Origin of the sequence: Prodigiosinella aquatilis (assembly GCA_030388725.1) — a bacterium.
Taxonomy (GTDB): domain Bacteria; phylum Pseudomonadota; class Gammaproteobacteria; order Enterobacterales; family Enterobacteriaceae; genus Prodigiosinella; species Prodigiosinella aquatilis.
This window is the reverse complement of sequence record CP128857.1, coordinates 4754307-4770820: the sequence shown is the minus strand read 5'-3', so window position 1 is coordinate 4770820 and position 16514 is coordinate 4754307. Positions and strand designations below refer to the sequence as shown.

General features: G+C 51.0%; 17 protein-coding genes. 12 read left to right on the top strand and 5 right to left on the bottom strand.

The window, feature by feature from the left end:
* The first annotated feature begins 49 nt into the window (after window positions 1-49).
* Complete coding sequence (tusA, locus tag PCO85_22215) at window positions 50-295, top strand: sulfurtransferase TusA (protein ID WJV53804.1); 246 nt, start codon at window positions 50-52, stop codon at window positions 293-295.
* 63 nt (window positions 296-358) lie between these two features.
* Here the strand turns inward: tusA and PCO85_22210 are convergent, their stop codons facing one another.
* Both PCO85_22210 and PCO85_22205 read right to left on the bottom strand, forming a co-directional pair.
* Window positions 359-2659, bottom strand: coding sequence for a zinc/cadmium/mercury/lead-transporting ATPase (locus PCO85_22210; GenBank protein WJV53803.1), 2301 nt, complete (start codon window positions 2657-2659; stop codon window positions 359-361).
* Window positions 2660-2736: 77 nt separating this feature from the next.
* Window positions 2737-3366 carry a lysoplasmalogenase gene (locus PCO85_22205; protein WJV53802.1) on the bottom strand — a complete coding sequence of 210 codons (630 nt, stop codon included), beginning with the start codon at window positions 3364-3366 and terminating at the stop codon, window positions 2737-2739.
* Window positions 3367-3625: 259 nt separating this feature from the next.
* On the opposite strand from PCO85_22205, the gene PCO85_22200 reads away from it, so the two are divergent.
* Window positions 3626-3952, top strand: coding sequence for a DUF1820 family protein (locus tag PCO85_22200; GenBank protein ID WJV53801.1), 327 nt, complete (start codon window positions 3626-3628; stop codon window positions 3950-3952).
* A gap of 73 nt (window positions 3953-4025) precedes the next feature.
* On the opposite strand, the gene PCO85_22195 is transcribed toward PCO85_22200, so the two are convergent.
* Together PCO85_22195 and rsmD are read right to left on the bottom strand one after the other, a co-directional pair.
* Window positions 4026-4316 (bottom strand): DUF1145 family protein, encoded by a 291-nt coding sequence (locus PCO85_22195; protein WJV56177.1) that lies wholly within the window; start codon window positions 4314-4316, stop codon window positions 4026-4028.
* Window positions 4317-4397: 81 nt separating this feature from the next.
* Window positions 4398-4973 carry a 16S rRNA (guanine(966)-N(2))-methyltransferase gene (gene rsmD, locus PCO85_22190; protein WJV53800.1) on the bottom strand — a complete coding sequence of 192 codons (576 nt, stop codon included), beginning with the start codon at window positions 4971-4973 and terminating at the stop codon, window positions 4398-4400.
* Window positions 4974-5279: 306 nt separating this feature from the next.
* On the opposite strand from rsmD, the gene ftsY reads away from it, so the two are divergent.
* The 4 genes from ftsY (at window position 5280) to rpoH (ending at window position 9408) form a co-directional block, all read left to right on the top strand.
* Window positions 5280-6590, top strand: a complete 1311-nt coding sequence (gene ftsY / locus PCO85_22185; GenBank protein ID WJV53799.1) for a signal recognition particle-docking protein FtsY — start codon at window positions 5280-5282, stop codon at window positions 6588-6590.
* Window positions 6591-6616: 26 nt separating this feature from the next.
* Complete coding sequence (gene ftsE, locus PCO85_22180; GenBank protein ID WJV53798.1) at window positions 6617-7297, top strand: cell division ATP-binding protein FtsE; 681 nt, start codon at window positions 6617-6619, stop codon at window positions 7295-7297.
* Window positions 7278-8246 carry a permease-like cell division protein FtsX gene (gene ftsX, locus PCO85_22175; GenBank protein WJV53797.1) on the top strand — a complete coding sequence of 323 codons (969 nt, stop codon included), beginning with the start codon at window positions 7278-7280 and terminating at the stop codon, window positions 8244-8246. The genes ftsE and ftsX overlap by 20 nt, the downstream gene beginning before the upstream one ends.
* Window positions 8247-8550: 304 nt before the next feature.
* Window positions 8551-9408, top strand: coding sequence for an RNA polymerase sigma factor RpoH (gene rpoH / locus PCO85_22170; GenBank protein ID WJV53796.1), 858 nt, complete (start codon window positions 8551-8553; stop codon window positions 9406-9408).
* 75 nt (window positions 9409-9483) lie between these two features.
* Here the strand turns inward: rpoH and panM are convergent, their stop codons facing one another.
* Window positions 9484-9888: an aspartate 1-decarboxylase autocleavage activator PanM gene (gene panM / locus PCO85_22165; GenBank protein ID WJV53795.1), complete on the bottom strand. Its 405-nt coding sequence runs from the start codon at window positions 9886-9888 to the stop codon at window positions 9484-9486.
* A 404-nt stretch (window positions 9889-10292) separates the two neighbouring features.
* Between panM and PCO85_22160 the strand changes: the two genes are divergently transcribed.
* The 6 genes from PCO85_22160 (at window position 10293) to PCO85_22135 (ending at window position 16432) form a co-directional block, all read left to right on the top strand.
* On the top strand, window positions 10293-11405 hold the full coding sequence (locus tag PCO85_22160; GenBank protein WJV53794.1) for a branched-chain amino acid ABC transporter substrate-binding protein: 1113 nt from the start codon (window positions 10293-10295) through the stop codon (window positions 11403-11405).
* Window positions 11406-11483: 78 nt separating this feature from the next.
* Window positions 11484-12410 (top strand): high-affinity branched-chain amino acid ABC transporter permease LivH, encoded by a 927-nt coding sequence (gene livH / locus PCO85_22155; protein WJV53793.1) that lies wholly within the window; start codon window positions 11484-11486, stop codon window positions 12408-12410.
* On the top strand, window positions 12407-13681 hold the full coding sequence (locus PCO85_22150) for a high-affinity branched-chain amino acid ABC transporter permease LivM (GenBank protein WJV53792.1): 1275 nt from the start codon (window positions 12407-12409) through the stop codon (window positions 13679-13681). Before livH ends, PCO85_22150 begins: the two co-directional genes overlap by 4 nt.
* Complete coding sequence (livG, locus tag PCO85_22145) at window positions 13678-14448, top strand: high-affinity branched-chain amino acid ABC transporter ATP-binding protein LivG (protein WJV53791.1); 771 nt, start codon at window positions 13678-13680, stop codon at window positions 14446-14448. Before PCO85_22150 ends, livG begins: the two co-directional genes overlap by 4 nt.
* Window positions 14417-15154, top strand: coding sequence for a high-affinity branched-chain amino acid ABC transporter ATP-binding protein LivF (livF, locus tag PCO85_22140; protein ID WJV53790.1), 738 nt, complete (start codon window positions 14417-14419; stop codon window positions 15152-15154). The genes livG and livF overlap by 32 nt, the downstream gene beginning before the upstream one ends.
* A gap of 93 nt (window positions 15155-15247) precedes the next feature.
* Window positions 15248-16432, top strand: coding sequence for a PLP-dependent aminotransferase family protein (locus PCO85_22135; GenBank protein ID WJV53789.1), 1185 nt, complete (start codon window positions 15248-15250; stop codon window positions 16430-16432).
* Window positions 16433-16514: the final 82 nt, after the last annotated feature.

The window sequence follows — 16514 nt, the reverse complement described above, 5'->3', positions numbered from 1 at the left end:
GCGCTTCTACTCTTTTATTGACTGCAAACACCGCAAACAGAGAATTTTAATGGCTGATGTCTTTACCAACCCGGATAAAACGCTTGATGCGCAGGGACTGCGTTGCCCGGAGCCGGTGATGATGGTACGCAAAACCGTGCGACAGATGGAAACGGGTCAAACGCTGCTGATCATCGCCGATGATCCTGCTACTACGCGTGATATTCCAGGTTTTTGCCGCTATATGGAGCACGAGTTGCTGGCCCAGATGACAGAGCAACTGCCTTATCGTTATCTGCTGCGTAAAGGCCAGTAAAATACCCTGTATCGTGTCTACAGGGCGCTGAACACCTGATGATATTTAGCGCCCTTTGCAATATTAATCCCGTTTGCGCAGTAGCCGCAGTGCATTGGCAGTAACCAGCGCGGTGGCGCCGGAGTCTGCCAGCACCGCCAGCCATAATCCGGTAATACCCATCAGCGTGGTAATCAGAAATACCGCTTTTAGTCCCAGCGCGATAGCCACATTCTGACGGATATTACGGTAGGTCGCCCGGGATAAATCGATCATTGTTACCAGCGCAGTCAATCGGCTATGGGTTAAGGCAGCATCTGCTGTTTCCAGTGCCACATCCGTGCCGTTGCCCATAGCGATGCCGATCGTTGCGGCTTTCATCGCCGGGGCGTCGTTAATGCCGTCACCCACCATGGCAGTGGCGTATTGCCGATTCAGTGCATTGACCGCCTCGACCTTATCCGTCGGGAGTAGACCGGCACGATAGTCAATTCCCAACGTTTGCGCGATAGCGGCGGCAGCACGCGTATTGTCACCCGTTAGCATCACACATCGGATTCCCATACTGTGCAATGATTCAAGTGCGGCGCTGGCATCCGGACGTACTCCGTCACGTAATGCCAGTAAGCCCAACATCTGGTTTTCCTCTTGTACTGCCACCACGGTTTTACCTTCCCCTTCCAGCCGCTCAATCTGCTGTTGCCACACAGGTGTGAGGACGTCGTTAGGCAATCGGGAAGATGAACTGACCTGAATCTGTTTGCCATTAACCCGGCCTTCCACACCGATGCCAGCTTGTGTGCGACGAGCTTCGGCGAAAGGCAGCAACTTACTGCTCGCTTGTGCCCGCTGGATAATCGCCTGTGCCAACGGATGGTGTGAGCCGGATTCTACGGCGGCGGCACGGCCCAGCAACGCCATCTCACTGACCATTTCTGCGGGTATGATATCCGTTACTTGTGGTTTTCCCTCGGTCAGTGTGCCGGTTTTATCGAATGCGATAACACGTAACGTGCCGAGAGATTCCAGGGCAGCACCGCCTTTGATCAGTGCGCCACGGCGTGCCGCCGCTGCCAGCCCGGCAGTAATCGCCGCTGGTGTCGAAATGACCAATGCGCAGGGGCAACCGATCAACAGTAGCGCCAGTCCACGGTAAATCCAGGGTTGCCAGAGTTGCGACAGCAACAATGGAGGAACGATCATCACCAGCAGCGAAATCAACATGATGGCGGGAGTGTAATAGCGACTGAAGCGGTCGATAAAACGTTCAATGGGGGCCCGACGTTCTTCGGCTTCTTCAATCAGTTGCAACATACGGTCAATAGCATTGTTTCCCGGTTGGGATACCACTTCCAATTGCACCACGTGATCAACACACAGACTACCCGCTGCGATCCGGCTTCCCTGATGATGTTCAACCGGGATGGATTCACCGGTAATGGCACTTTCATCAAAGCTGGCGTCAATGGTCAGCAGTCGGGCATCGGCAGGTAGCCGGCCACCGGGAGACACTTCAATAATATCGCCGGGAATCAGCTCGGTGAGAGGAACGGTAACTCGCTTCTGTCCACGAAGAGTAACGGCCTCTTCCGGTAGTAATTTCATTAATGCGCTAACGCCGCTTCTGGCTCGTTGCGCCGCGTACGCTTCCAATCGTTCACCCAACATGAACAGTAACAACACTACCGTGGCCTCGGTAATAGCGCCGATAAGCAACGCACCCAGTGCCGCTACGCTCATCAGGGTTTCAATGGCAAAGGGGGAACCTGACCGGGTAAGCTGCCAGGCTTTTTTTATAACCGGTATCAGGCCGACTAACGTTGTGGCGAAAAAGGCTGCTTCACTCTTAGAGGGTGAGATAAACGATATCATCCAGCTTGCCATCGCCAGCAGAGCGAACAGGATTAAGAAACCGTTGCCCTGCATAACGCTGGAAGGTTGGGAAACAGATGAGGAGGATGTATCCGTGGTCCGAAGCGTAAATCCGACATTGTGAACGGCTTGCTGAACCTGTTCTCGTACATCGGTACGGGCATCGACGACCAGTTTTTCGGTAGCGAACAGCACGTTGACCTGATCAATGGTGGGAATATATTTTACAGCGGTTTCGATTTTTCTGGCACAACTGGGGCAATCCATGCCGTTGATTATCCAACTGAAACGTTGGCGGGAGAGAGAAGCTCGCTCGTCGCTGTCGGGGTCATCGGTATCGGCATTGCCGCTGTCATCCGATGCGCTGTGGGCGCCATCACGCTCGGTCGCCGCTATCGGATTGAGCGACGCGGCGATTGCTGGACAGCCAGTATGCGCCGACGCCGCAGAAGCCGGTTTGTGATGGTGGCCACAACGGCAGCGAGGGGTTTCAGTATGGTGATGAGGATGCATAGGTTACTCCTGTTTGATAGTCATTCTCATCGGAAACTTTACACCGTCATACCTGAGGAAACCAGTAGTCAGCCCGTTTAAAAATAGAGCGATTTAACAATCAGAAAGTGGCCACCAAAATAGCAGGCCGCCACAATGGCACGCTGGGCTCGGAAGCTGATGCGAAAGTGCTGGATCAGCCAGATAGCATGACCAATGAACAGCAGCCCTGTACCCACCAGCAACGAGAAATTGTAATCGGTACCCAGCGAGAAGTAATGTTCCCCTGCCACCCAGACCATGATGGTGGTCATCACCACAAAGGCGCAAACCAGCCAGCGTTGGGTACCCAGTTGTTGCCACAACACGGCAATCAGTAGCGCAGCAAGAATTATCAGCACTAGCGGCAGCGGCCAGAAGAAGCTCAGGGATAATTGCGAAGAGAGAAAACTCACCGTATAGAGCAGGTGCGCCATAAAATAGGCACCGATGGCAAACTGCAAGCGCTGGGTGGGAAGCAACAGCAGCGCATCACCAATCAGTGTTGCCAGCAGTCCTGCTATCACCAGATATCCCGGGACGCTAGGGATAGGGGTTTGCCAGGCCAAAGCAACCAGTAACAACAGTGTCACGGGCTTGAACAGCCAGCGCTGCCAGACGGGGCCACGGTAGCTGGCGTCGACGTACAACCAGCCAGAGAAGAGAACAGCAATAAAAGACCACAGCATAGATTGTCCTTGATTCAGTTAATTGACCGGTCGAAAAAACACTGACGACAGCAAGCAGCTTGCAGTCAGCCCTGGACAAGCCGTTTTCATCGTTTGTCATCAGGTGATGTTCTCCCCAGTGTAGGGACTGTTAGCGGGATCAACAACATCGGTAACGGCTAATGCGAGGCGGCAAGCTTCATGTTATGTTAACGGCCAGTTTTTTTGTAGCGCATGACATAACAAGTGTTGGCAATATGTCGAAGGAGAGGGTTGTTGCATGAGCACTGAACCTGCACTTTACCGTATTCAGTTTATAAATAACGGCAAGAATTATCAGCTCTATGTGCGAGAATTGGTACCGAGCAATCTGTTCGGCTTTATTGAAATTGCCGATTTTGTTTTCGATAGCCAATCAACGCTACTGGTTGATCCCTCAATTGAGAAACTGAAAACCGAATTTGCCGGCGTCAGTCGCAGCTTTATTCCGTTACAGGCGGTGATCCGTATCGATGCGGTGACTGAGCGGGACAAGGGTAGTGCGCGGATTTCAGAGCTGGGCGACAATGTTTCCCATTTTCCTTACTTGCCAGGCAAAAATCCCTGAATCTTCTGTTTGGTTACTTCGATTCGTTACACCGAGCCTGGATGAACGTGTTCTCCAGGCTTGGTTGCTATGGCTACCTGTGTTTGCGGGGCGATATGGGCGGTTGTTTTTTCTGCCACGCCAGTAGTTCGAACACACCAAACAGGAAGACGCGCAGCTGAAATGCCCGGTCGAGGGGAGGCGCATCTTTAGGTTGACTGGCTTTGAGCAACAGGAACTGGATGCCGTGCATCAGTATCATGAATCCCATCGCGACGGTCATGAAAATATTCAGCGGCCGGGGGAAAGGAGAGATCAGATTAAAAATCAGAAAACTCCATACTCCGAGCATCAGTAGCCGGCCAAAATTAATCCAAATCGTCATCATTTCCTCTTTGTATCACAATCATGCCATGCCATGCCATGCCATGCCATGCCATGCCATGCCATGCCATGCCATGCCATGCTATTGGCGGATGTAGAGCCGATAAGCCACTTGACCTGCTATCTTTTCCCGGTGCAATAGCCAGTTTTTCGGGATGGTTAGCGTATGATTTTCTGCTTCGGTTTCTATGTAAATCCAGGCTTCTGGCGCCAGCCAGCCTTGCGATTCCAATAGATGGAGGGTGTTGTTAAGCAAGTCTTTGCGAAACGGCGGATCCAGAAAAACGACATCAAAAGGCTCACCCGGCTGCGCCAGCCATTGCCGTGTATCCGTATTGATGACGTTGGCATTTTCTGCCCGGAGTAATGTCAGATTCTGCACCAATTGTCGGGCAATAGTGTGTTCTGTTTCTAATAATGTGGCATGGGCAGCATAACGAGACAGTGCTTCCAGGCCGAGTGCACCACTGCCGGCAAAGCAATCCAGACAACGTGCTTGTTGAATAACCGGTGCCAACCAGTTGAATAATGTCTCACGTACCCGGTCCGTCGTTGGGCGCAATCCGGGACTGTCCGGTACGGGAAGTTTCCTGCCACGCCACTGACCGCCGATAATACGGATCTGGCCAGTTGACGATTTTGCATTTTGTTTTGCCATAGCGTGATGTTTTACCGAATTTCGGTACCGATAGTGGCTCTGCCGTAAAATAGAGTAGCGCTATTCTAACGGCGGTCAGCGGTAGAGGGAATGTATAAGATGACATCGTTATGGTTATCTGGTGCAAAGGATGACTCTTTCGGCTTTTCTCTTCAGTGGGTTTGACATACTTGGTTACGGAGATTGTCGGTCAGAGGTACCGTTCGCTGCGTGTTGCTGTGGTCGGGAAAGTGTTAAACTCGTTGTTTTGTTGACTTCATTGATTATTTATCCGCCGCACTGGGTGGCGAGGAGCGCGATTACAACATGGCAAAAGAGAAGAAGCGCGGATTGTTTTCCTGGCTGGGATTAAAGCGGCAGGAAGAAGAGGACACCGAGCAGCCGCAAGAGAAACCTGATACAGGTGAAACGGTCGATTTGGCTCCGGATGCACCGTTATCAACGGACACCTCTGCACCTCAGCCCTTGACGACGGTGCCGGATGATGAACCCGCGGTCTCGCAGGAAGATGAGAAACAGGTTATCAGTCAACAATCTGACGTCGTGGTGGAAAACGTGACGATTTCGTTATCGTCCGCAGAAGCGGAACCTGATGAACCACCCGTTGTCCCGGAAGATCGTGAAACCAACGCCTTGTCGGAAAAGGAATTGCCACAAGAGATGGACGCCAATCCGGCACCCCAGGAGCGCCCAACCAAAGAAGGATTTTTTGCCCGGCTGAAACGCAGTCTGGTCAAAACCCGACAAAATCTGGGTTCCGGATTTGTCGGATTGTTTCGTGGCAGGAAAATTGATGATGATCTGTTTGAAGCGTTGGAAGAACAACTGATTATTGCTGATGTCGGGGTAGAAACTACCCGTAAAATTATCACCAGTCTTATGGACCATGTCAGCCGTAAGCAGCTTAAAGATACCGATATGCTGATGACCAAACTCAAAGAAGAGATGGCCGGCATTCTGGCAAAAGTGGATGAACCGCTGAATATTGAAGGTAAAACACCTTTTGTCATCCTGATGGTTGGTGTCAATGGTGTCGGCAAAACCACCACTATTGGCAAAATGGCGCGTCAGTATCAGGCACAAGGGAAATCGGTGATGCTGGCGGCAGGGGATACTTTTCGTGCTGCCGCAGTAGAGCAGCTTCAGGTGTGGGGTCAACGTAATAATGTAACGGTGATCGCGCAGCATACCGGTGCTGATTCCGCCTCGGTGATTTTCGATGCTATTGAGGCAGCGAAAGCGCGTGGAGTTGATGTGTTGATTGCCGATACTGCCGGGCGTTTACAAAATAAAGCCCACCTGATGGACGAGTTGAAAAAAATCGTGCGGGTGATGAAAAAACTGGATGCAGAGGCTCCACACGAAGTCATGCTGACGCTGGATGCCAGCACTGGACAGAATGCCGTCAGTCAAGCCAGACTGTTCAACGAAGCCGTCGGCCTGAGTGGTATTGCACTCACCAAGCTGGATGGTACTGCCAAAGGCGGTGTGATATTTGCTATTGCCGACCAGTTTGGTATCCCGATCCGGTATATCGGCGTTGGGGAAAGTATTGACGATTTGAGACCGTTTAAGGCTGATGATTTTATTGAGGCCCTGTTTACCCGTGAAGACTAAAAATTTGCTCGCGAGGATGAGAACGGATGATTCGCTTTGAACAGGTCAGTAAAGCTTATCTCGGCGGACGTCAGGCTTTACAGGGCGTAGATTTTCATATTCGCCCCGCTGAGATGGTATTTCTGACTGGCCATTCCGGTGCAGGGAAAAGTACCCTGCTGAAACTGATTTGCGGTATTGAGCGCCCCAGCGCAGGCCATATCCTGTTCGGTGGGCATGACATCAGCCGCCTTAAAAAGCGTGAAATACCCTTCTTGCGTCGACAGGTGGGGATGATTTTTCAGGATCATCATTTGCTGATGGATCGTACTGTTTATGAGAATGTGGCGATGCCGTTAATCATTTCCGGTGCCAGCAGTGAAGACATTCGCCGTCGTGTGTCAGCGGCATTGGATAAAGTTGGCCTGCTGGATAAAGCGCGCAATTATCCGATTCAGCTTTCTGGTGGTGAACAGCAACGGGTGGGTATCGCCCGTGCGGTGGTGAACAAACCCGTGGTACTTCTGGCGGATGAGCCAACAGGCAATCTGGACGATGTACTGTCGGAGGGTATTCTGCGGTTGTTTGAAGAGTTTAACCGGGTCGGGGTGACCGTGCTGATGGCAACCCACGATACAGGACTGATTTCGTGCCGGAATTATCGGGTACTGACCCTGTCTCAGGGACGCATGCTGGGAGGACATTACGATGGTGAATCGCGCCCGTGAAACGAACAAACCCAGTATGAAAACCAAGTCACTGCGCGGTGGTTGGCGGGAGCAGTGGCGTTATGCCTGGATGAGTGCTCTGAAAGATATGCTGCGTCAGCCGCTGGCAACACTGTTGACCATCATGGTTATCGCTATTTCCCTGACATTGCCCAGTATCTGTTATTTGGTCTGGAAAAATGTCAGTCAGGCGGCGGCTCAGTGGTATCCGACACCTCAACTGACCGTCTATTTGGATAAATCGCTGGATGATAATGCCGCCGAGGCGGTTATCAATAAAATCAAGACGGAAGACGGTGTCGATAAGGTTAATTATCTGTCCCGCGCCGAAGCGATGGGTGAATTTCGTAACTGGTCCGGGTTTGGTGGTGCGCTGGATATGCTGGAAGAGAATCCGCTGCCTGCCGTAGCGATAGTGACCCCCAAACTCACTTTTCAGAGTACCGACACGCTTACCTCACTGCGGGACCGCATTGCGGCAACGCAAGGTGTGGATGAAGTCCGCATGGATGACAGTTGGTTCTCGCGGCTGATGGCGTTAACCGGGTTGGTCGGTCAGATTGCCGCCACCATTGGCATCCTGATGGTGGTAGCGGTATTCCTGGTCATTGGCAACAGCGTGCGTCTGAGCATTTTCAGCCGTCGTGATACGATTAACGTCATGAAGCTGATTGGTGCCACCGATGGTTTCATTTTGCGACCGTTCTTGAACGGTGGGGCGCTACTGGGGTTTTGTGGTGCGGTGTTTTCATTGATCTTGTCGCAGGCATTGGTCTGGAAACTGGCCGTTGGCGTCAAACAGGTCGCCTCGGTATTCGGTACAACGTTCACGGTGCAAGGGTTAGGCTGGGATGAAGCCGTCTTGCTGATTCTGATCGCCGCCATCATCGGTTGGTTGGCTGCCTGGTTGGCTACAGTACAACATTTACGCCGTTTTACACCGGAATAAGCTTTTTTTGATATACTCTTCTTGGTGGTACACAGGCGTACAGTAGAAGTAGCGTGTTGCTACGGTGCTTTTCGGCGCGTTATTTCGCTTGTTTTGTGTTTACACATTGCGGGTTTCTCATCTTGATATGTAAAACAAGATGGATAAAAATGTAGGAACTTATAGTGTAAATCACCACTCTTAATCATACATGAGCCGGATTTTGTCGTCGGTGCCACTTGCAGCACAAAAGTACTACAGAGTAACGATGAGTATGATGCTTAATGATTCATTACTGTATGAACGATTTTATGAGAGGGATTGAATGACCAAAGATATGCAAACTTTCACTTTAGTTCCCCAGGGCAGTCTGGAAGGGTACATTCGTGCCGCCAATGCCTATCCGATGCTGACGGCAGAGGAAGAACGGGCGCTGGCTGAACGGCTGCATTACCAGGGAGATCTGGAGGCTGCCAAGCAGCTTATCCTGCCACACCTGCGCTTTGTTATTCATGTCGCCCGTAATTATTCTGGTTATGGCTTGCCGCAAGCGGACTTGATCCAGGAAGGCAACATCGGTCTGATGAAGGCGGTGCGTCGTTTTAATCCTGATGTGGGTGTTCGTCTGGTTTCCTTTGCCGTACATTGGATTAAGGCGGAAATCCACGAATATGTGTTGCGTAACTGGCGTATTGTCAAAGTTGCGACCACTAAAGCACAGCGTAAGCTGTTCTTTAATCTGCGTAAGACTAAACAGCGCCTCGGCTGGTTCAGTGCGGATGAAGTTGAACTGGTAGCGCGTGAGCTGGGTGTGTCCAGCAAAGATGTCCTTGAAATGGAATCCCGCATGTCAGCGCAGGATATGACTTTTGATCCGACGCCGGATGATGATGCACAACCGGGTCATGCTATGGCGCCGATGCTTTATCTACAGGATAAATCCTCTGACTTTGCTGATGGCATCGAGGAAGATAACTGGGAAAGTCATGCGGCTGACAAACTGAGCTTTGCCCTGAAAGGGTTGGATGAACGTAGTCAGCATATCATCCGCGCCCGCTGGCTGGACGATGACAACAAGTCCACGTTGCAGGAGTTAGCCGATCATTATGGTGTTTCTGCTGAGCGTGTTCGTCAATTGGAAAAGAATGCCATGAAAAAGCTGCGTACTGCGATAGAAGCGTAGTTGCAGCGCGGAAAAGCAAGTCAAAACGACCGGGGAGTGTCCGGTCGTTTTATGTTGTTTTCACCATCACCACACCTATTTCTGAACCGTATATTCCCACCCACCTGATACCGGATAGAAACCACAGGACTGCATGAACTTGTCCATGACTTCTTCGCTGACCATCGCGTGGTCAGCTGCATCTAGCCACCACTCCTTTATCTGAGGCAGTGCGCGTAGTACTTCTTCGATCATATATTTCCCTACGCCATGACGTCGAGTTGAATCCCGTACTTTCAAATCAGTCAGTTCGGCATATTTCCCTTCTATCTCAACGAATACGCCTGCCAGCAAATGGCCATTAAAACGGGAGACAAACAGTTTACGGTCCTCACTCAACTCTTTTTCCAGTAGTTCAAAATTCTGATGTGGCCAGATTTTGGCGAGATCAAGTCTGTCCTGTTCGCTAAGTGTAGTCAGGCATTCAACCGTTAATTTCATTTGATGATGCTCCAGTTAATTCATGAAAATATTGTAGTGAGCCTGTATCAAAAAAGTTGTGTAACTTTTTCTGGACGGTTAACAGGGGAAATGTTTTTTTTGTTGCTTATTTTTCGAGTAATGGATCGATATATGATGCATAAACCAGCATAAATAACCATATATAAAATAAAAGTTGGATTTTAAGGCTGGTATTTTATCCTGTTCGTATCGCTTATTTCTGTTAGCATGAGTTGCTTTACAGCATAAAATTCCTGTTTAATGGTATGAAAAATAAAGCCTTATTATAAACTATTGCTAATACTTAGCCTAACTCGTTATTACTTATAAAGAAAGCGTAGATAATCACGATTATCGTTAATGATTATAGCAATATCCAAAAATGACAGACGGGGTAAAAACGGATGAAATTAAATACAGGTAAAGTATTGCTGATGGGGTGTATGGCGTTTGCCATGAGTCACGCGGTTAATGCCGCCGATATCAAGATTGCGGTAGTCGGCGCGATGTCTGGCCCGGTAGCACAATATGGTGATATGGAGTTTATTGGCGCCCGACAGGCGATTGCTGACATCAACGCCAAAGGCGGTGTCAATGGCAACAAACTGGTTGGTGTCGAATATGACGATGCCTGTGACCCGAAACAGGCCGTAGCGGTAGCAAACAAGGTGATTAACGATGGCATTCGCTATGTTATCGGTCACTTGTGCTCTTCTTCGACACAGCCAGCTTCTGATATTTATGAAGATGAGGGCGTGCTCATGATCACGCCCGCAGCCACCAATGCGGATCTGACCACCCGTGGTTATAAAATGATCCTGCGTACCACTGGTCTGGATTCCGATCAGGGGCCGACGGCAGCGAAATATATCATGGAAACAGTGAAGCCGAAGAGAATTGCGGTGATTCATGACAAACAACAATATGGCGAAGGTTTGGCCCGTTCAGTGCAGGAAAATCTGAAAAAAGCCAATGCCAATGTAGTGTTGTTTGAAGGGATAACGGCAGGGGATAAAGATTTTTCCTCATTGGTGGCGCGCCTGAAGAAAGACGATGTTGATTTCGTTTATTTTGGTGGTTACTACCCGGAAATGGGGCAAATTCTGCGTCAGTCCCGTCAAGCAGGGTTAACCGCTCAATTTATGGGCCCTGAAGGTGTTGGTAACTCTTCTTTGTCCAATATTGCGGGTGCGGCTTCTGAAGGTATGCTGGTAACCTTGCCAAAACGCTATGATCAGGTTCCTGCCAACCAGCCGATTGTCAACGAGCTGAAAGCCAAAAAACTGGATCCGACCGGCCCGTTTGTCTGGACGACCTATGCCGCTATTCAATCACTCACTACCGCTATGAAGCGCAGCGGTAGCATGGAACCGGAAAAACTGGTTGCCGACCTGAAAGCGAAACCGGTTGATACCGTAATGGGTACATTAAGCTGGGATGCAAAAGGTGACCTGAAAGGGTTTGAATTTGGTGTATTTAAGTGGCACGCAGACGGTACTTCTTCCATCGTGAAGTAATTGGCCAAATCTGTATTACTCCTGAATACCGATGCCCCTGCTGCTAAAAGACGTGGGGGCAATATCTAAGGTTAAGGTATGTCCGAGCAGTTCCTCTATTTCCTTCAGCAAATGTTCAACGGCCTGACGTTGGGCAGTACCTACGCGCTGATTGCCATTGGTTACACCATGGTTTACGGCATTATCGGTATGATTAACTTCGCCCACGGTGAAGTTTATATGATCGGTAGCTATGTCTCCTTTATCGTGATTGCCGCATTGATGATGATGGGCATTGATACTGGCTGGTTGTTGATCGGCGTGGCCTTCATTGCGTCGGTGGTTATTTCAAGTGCCTATGGCTGGAGCATTGAACGCGTCGCCTATAAACCGGTGCGTAACTCCAAGCGTTTGATTGCCCTTATCTCTGCCATCGGGATGTCTATATTTCTACAAAACTATGTCAGTTTGACCCAGGGCTCGCGTGATGTGGCGTTACCCAATCTGGTGAAAGGGCAATGGACGCTGGGTGAAAGCAACGGTTTTGCCGCGACCATCAGCACCATGCAGTTGATCATCTGGGTGGTGACTTTTCTGGCGATGCTGGCGCTGACGCTATTTATCCGTTATTCCCGCATGGGCCGTGCCTGCCGCGCTTGTGCAGAAGATCTGAAAATGGCTAGTCTGCTGGGCATCAGCGCGGATCGTGTCATCTCTCTGACCTTCGTTATCGGTGCTGCTATGGCGGCGGTCGCCGGTGTATTGCTGGGTCAATTTTATGGCGTGATTAATCCGTATATCGGTTTTATGGCCGGGATGAAAGCCTTTACTGCTGCCGTGTTAGGCGGGATCGGTAGTATCCCTGGGGCGATGATCGGCGGGTTAATCCTGGGTATTGCGGAGGCGCTGACTTCCGCCTATCTGAGTACGGAATACAAGGATGTTGTGTCATTTGCGTTGTTGATTGTCGTGCTGTTAGTGATGCCCACTGGTATTTTGGGGCGTCCGGAGGTTGAGAAGGTATGAAGCAGCACAATGTGATTAATGCCATCATATCGGCATTGGTACTGCTGGTGATGGCCACGTTCCTGATGGGAATGCAACTGAGTCTCGACGGTACGAAACTGGTGGTACATGGTGCCAAAGCGGTACGTTGGTACTGGATTGGGGCTGGTTGCGCGATCGTCTTTGTTTTTCAGCTATTGCGTCCAGCGTTGTCGCAAGGGATGAAGAAATTCTCCGGCCCGGCATGGGTGTTACCGAGCTTTGATGGTAGTACGCCACGGCAGAAATGGCTGGCGCTGGTACTGATTGTCGCCGCGATTGCCTGGCCGTTTCTGGTATCACGCGGTACGGTAGATATCGCCACCCTGACACTGATTTATGTCATGCTGGGACTGGGTCTGAACGTGGTCGTGGGGCTTTCCGGCTTGTTGGTGTTGGGATATGGCGGATTTTATGCCATCGGTGCCTATACCTACGCGCTGTTGAGTCATTATTACGGGCTGGGATTCTGGCAGAGTCTGCCGCTGGCAGGGATTACCGCCGCATTGTCTGGTTTTCTGCTGGGTTTCCCGGTATTGCGACTGCGTGGTGATTATCTGGCGATTGTCACGCTCGGTTTTGGTGAGATTGTTCGCATCCTGTTATTGAACAATACCGGGTTCACTGGTGGGCCGAACGGTATCAGTCAGATTCCCAAACCGACGCTCTTCGGGCTGGAATTCAGCCGCACCCCGCGTGGTGGTGGCTGGGATACATTCCATCACTTCTTCGGTCTGACTTATAATCCCGATGATCGCATCGTTTTCCTGTATCTGGTGGCGCTGCTGCTGGTAATACTGACGTTGTTCGTGATCAATCGTCTGCTGCGTATGCCGTTGGGTCGTGCCTGGGAAGCCCTGCGCGAAGACGAGATCGCCTGCCGTTCTCTGGGGCTCAGCCCGACCAAAATCAAACTGACTGCCTTTACCATCAGTGCCGCATTTGCTGGCTTTGCCGGTACGCTGTTCGCTGCCCGTCAGGGATTCGTCAGCCCGGAATCCTTTACGTTTGCGGAATCCGCCTTTGTGTTGGCTATCGTGGTACTGGGTGGTATGGGATCGCAGTTTGCTGTCATTCTGGCTGCCGTTCTGCTGGTGGTTTCCCGTGAACTGATGCGTGATCTCAATGAGTACAGCATGTTGCTGCTGGGGGCGCTGATGGTGTTAATGATGATTTGGCGTCCGCAGGGGTTGTTACCGATGAAGCGTCCGCAGATGAAGCTAAAGGTGCAGAAGAAGGAAGGTCAGGCATGAGTACGCAGCCATTATTGTCGGTTAAAGGCTTGATGATGCGCTTCGGCGGCCTGCTGGCGGTGAACAATGTGGAACTGGATCTGTATAACGGGGAGATCGTTTCACTGATTGGTCCGAACGGTGCCGGTAAAACCACGGTATTTAACTGTCTGACCGGTTTTTATCGCCCTTCTGGTGGCACCATCATCTTGCGTGATCAGCATCTGGAAGGAATACCCGGCCAGCAGATTGCCCGCATGGGCGTGGTGCGTACTTTCCAACATGTGCGTCTGTTTCGTGAAATGACCGTGATTGAGAACCTGTTGGTAGCACAGCATCAGCACCTGAAAAGCGGTGTGTTTGCCGGTTTGTTGAAAACACCTGCATTTCGTCGCGCAGAAACGGATGCACAAAACCGTGCCGAGGTGTGGCTGGAACGGGTCGGTTTGTTGGATGTGGCGAACCGTCAGGCGGGGAATCTGGCTTACGGTCAGCAGCGGCGGCTGGAGATTGCCCGTTGCATGGTGACACGCCCCGAACTGTTGATGCTGGATGAGCCCGCAGCAGGTCTGAACCCGAGAGAGACGGAAGAGCTGAATGATTTGATTGTCGATCTTCGCAATAACCATCAGGTCTCGGTACTGCTGATTGAGCATGATATGAAGCTGGTGATGGGGATTTCCGATCGGATTTATGTGGTCAATCAGGGAACGCCGCTGGCACAGGGCACGCCGGCAGAGATTCGTAATAACCCGGATGTTATTCGAGCATATCTGGGTGAAGGATAAGGTTATGTTGTCATTGAATCAGGTTTCGGCGCACTACGGCAAAATTCAGGCACTGCATCAGGTGAGCCTGCATATTAACCAGGGTGAAATCGTCACGCTTATCGGTGCCAATGGTGCGGGTAAAACTACATTGCTGGGGACGTTGTGTGGTGAACCGCGGGCGACGGAAGGAAGGGTAATTTTCGACGGTAAGGATATTACTGACTGGCAAACAGCGCATATCATGCGTGAAGCCATTGCTATCGTGCCAGAAGGTCGCCGAGTGTTCTCCCGCATGACGGTAGAAGAGAATCTGGCGATGGGCGGTTTTTTTGCCGACCGCGAACAGTATCAACAACGAATTGAACGAGTTTATGAGCTGTTCCCGCGATTGTATGAACGTCGTGCCCAGCGTTCGGGCACTATGTCTGGCGGGGAACAGCAGATGCTGGCTATTGGTCGTGCGCTGATGAGTCAACCGCGTTTGCTGTTGCTGGATGAGCCTTCACTGGGGCTGGCACCGATTATCATCTTGCAGATTTTCGATACTATCCAGCAATTGCGTGAAGAAGGTATGACCATATTTCTGGTGGAACAGAATGCCAATCAGGCCTTGCGTCTGGCGGATCGTGGCTATGTGTTGGAGAACGGTCGTGTTGTGCTGGAAGATACCGGGGCTGCGTTGCTTGCTAATGAGGCTGTACGTTCTGCCTATCTGGGTGGTTAGCAATTTTCGAGAGAAATGGTCAACGCTGTTGCAGGCCGATAAAACCGACCCATGGTGTGATCATCTTCTTTCCATACATAAGTGAGAGTCAAGATGTCAATTGAAGCGTTATTGGCGCAGCGCATGGCTCGCCTGAAAAGCTCCGCAATTCGTGAGTTGCTGAAGCACAGCAAAATGGACCGGGTCATTTCGTTGGCTGGAGGGATACCTTCTGATGCATTGTTTGATTTTGAGGGACTGAATCAGGCCACGCAATTAGCTATCACCGAACAGCCCAAGTCGGCATTCCAGTATGGTTTAACGGAAGGGAGCCCTTTGCTGCGCGAACGGATTGTGGCGTTGTGCGCACTACGTGGGCTCAAAACCCACGCCGACGAAATTGTGGTTACAGCGGGTTCCCAGCAAGCGTTGGATCTGGTGATGCGTGCGACGGTAAATCCACAGGATATCTTTGTGGTTGAGCGCCCCACCTATTTGGCGGCGTTGCAGACACTGGAACTGGCAGAAGCGCGAATCATGTCGGTATCATCAGATGAGAATGGCATGGTGGTGGATGAACTGGCGACACTGCTGGAAACTCAACGTATCAAAGGCGTTTATCTGGTGCCGAACTTTGGCAACCCCAGCGGCGCGACGTTGAGCGCGGCACGCCGTAAGCAGTTGGTAGAACTGGCCGCACGCTATGATTTCATCATCGTGGAAGACGACCCGTATGGCGAGTTGCGTTTTACCGATGAACGTCATGCCACGCTATATCAACTGGCGAAAGAGGCCGGATATGCTGATCGGGTGATTTATACCTCGTCATTTTCCAAAATACTGGCACCCGGCCTGCGCCTTGGATGGGCCATTCTGCCGGAATGGTTGCTGCATAAAGTGGCGATTATCAAACAGGCAGCGGATCTGCATGCCAGCTCGTTGTCTCAGACTATTGCCGAATACTATCTGGGCTTGAACCGCCTGCCGGCACAGATCGAAAAAATCCGTCAGGCATATAAAGTGAAGGGTGAACTACTGTCATCGCTGATGGAGAAGGAGCTGGGTGGGGTGATTACCTTTAACCAGCCGAAAGGCGGCATGTTCCTGTGGGCCAGGTTTCGTCAGGAATTTAATACCACCGACTGGCTGCAAAAAACGCTGGAACAAGGCGTGGTCTTTGTGCCTGGTGAGTTTTTCTTCGCAGAAAAACCTGATTATTCAACGCTGCGTTTATCCTTTGCTACCGCGACGGAAGAACAGATGCACGAAGCCGTTACTCGCCTGCGGCGGACGCTGTAAGCTTTACTACTCCGGTCATCTTCGTGAAAGAGCGGGGATCTCTCTTGATGTTAACGCCTTGACTATCAGATAGATTCCCGCC

Coding starts and splice junctions, on each gene's coding strand:
- tusA (WJV53804.1), top strand. CDS start 50: ATGGCTGATGTCTTTACCAACCCGGATAAAACGCTTGATGCGCAGGGA.
- PCO85_22210 (WJV53803.1), bottom strand. CDS start 2,659: ATGCATCCTCATCACCATACTGAAACCCCTCGCTGCCGTTGTGGCCAC.
- PCO85_22205 (WJV53802.1), bottom strand. CDS start 3,366: ATGCTGTGGTCTTTTATTGCTGTTCTCTTCTCTGGCTGGTTGTACGTC.
- PCO85_22200 (WJV53801.1), top strand. CDS start 3,626: ATGAGCACTGAACCTGCACTTTACCGTATTCAGTTTATAAATAACGGC.
- PCO85_22195 (WJV56177.1), bottom strand. CDS start 4,316: ATGACGATTTGGATTAATTTTGGCCGGCTACTGATGCTCGGAGTATGG.
- rsmD (WJV53800.1), bottom strand. CDS start 4,973: ATGGCAAAACAAAATGCAAAATCGTCAACTGGCCAGATCCGTATTATC.
- ftsY (WJV53799.1), top strand. CDS start 5,280: ATGGCAAAAGAGAAGAAGCGCGGATTGTTTTCCTGGCTGGGATTAAAG.
- ftsE (WJV53798.1), top strand. CDS start 6,617: ATGATTCGCTTTGAACAGGTCAGTAAAGCTTATCTCGGCGGACGTCAG.
- ftsX (WJV53797.1), top strand. CDS start 7,278: ATGGTGAATCGCGCCCGTGAAACGAACAAACCCAGTATGAAAACCAAG.
- rpoH (WJV53796.1), top strand. CDS start 8,551: ATGACCAAAGATATGCAAACTTTCACTTTAGTTCCCCAGGGCAGTCTG.
- panM (WJV53795.1), bottom strand. CDS start 9,888: ATGAAATTAACGGTTGAATGCCTGACTACACTTAGCGAACAGGACAGA.
- PCO85_22160 (WJV53794.1), top strand. CDS start 10,293: ATGAAATTAAATACAGGTAAAGTATTGCTGATGGGGTGTATGGCGTTT.
- livH (WJV53793.1), top strand. CDS start 11,484: ATGTCCGAGCAGTTCCTCTATTTCCTTCAGCAAATGTTCAACGGCCTG.
- PCO85_22150 (WJV53792.1), top strand. CDS start 12,407: ATGAAGCAGCACAATGTGATTAATGCCATCATATCGGCATTGGTACTG.
- livG (WJV53791.1), top strand. CDS start 13,678: ATGAGTACGCAGCCATTATTGTCGGTTAAAGGCTTGATGATGCGCTTC.
- livF (WJV53790.1), top strand. CDS start 14,417: ATGTTATTCGAGCATATCTGGGTGAAGGATAAGGTTATGTTGTCATTG.
- PCO85_22135 (WJV53789.1), top strand. CDS start 15,248: ATGTCAATTGAAGCGTTATTGGCGCAGCGCATGGCTCGCCTGAAAAGC.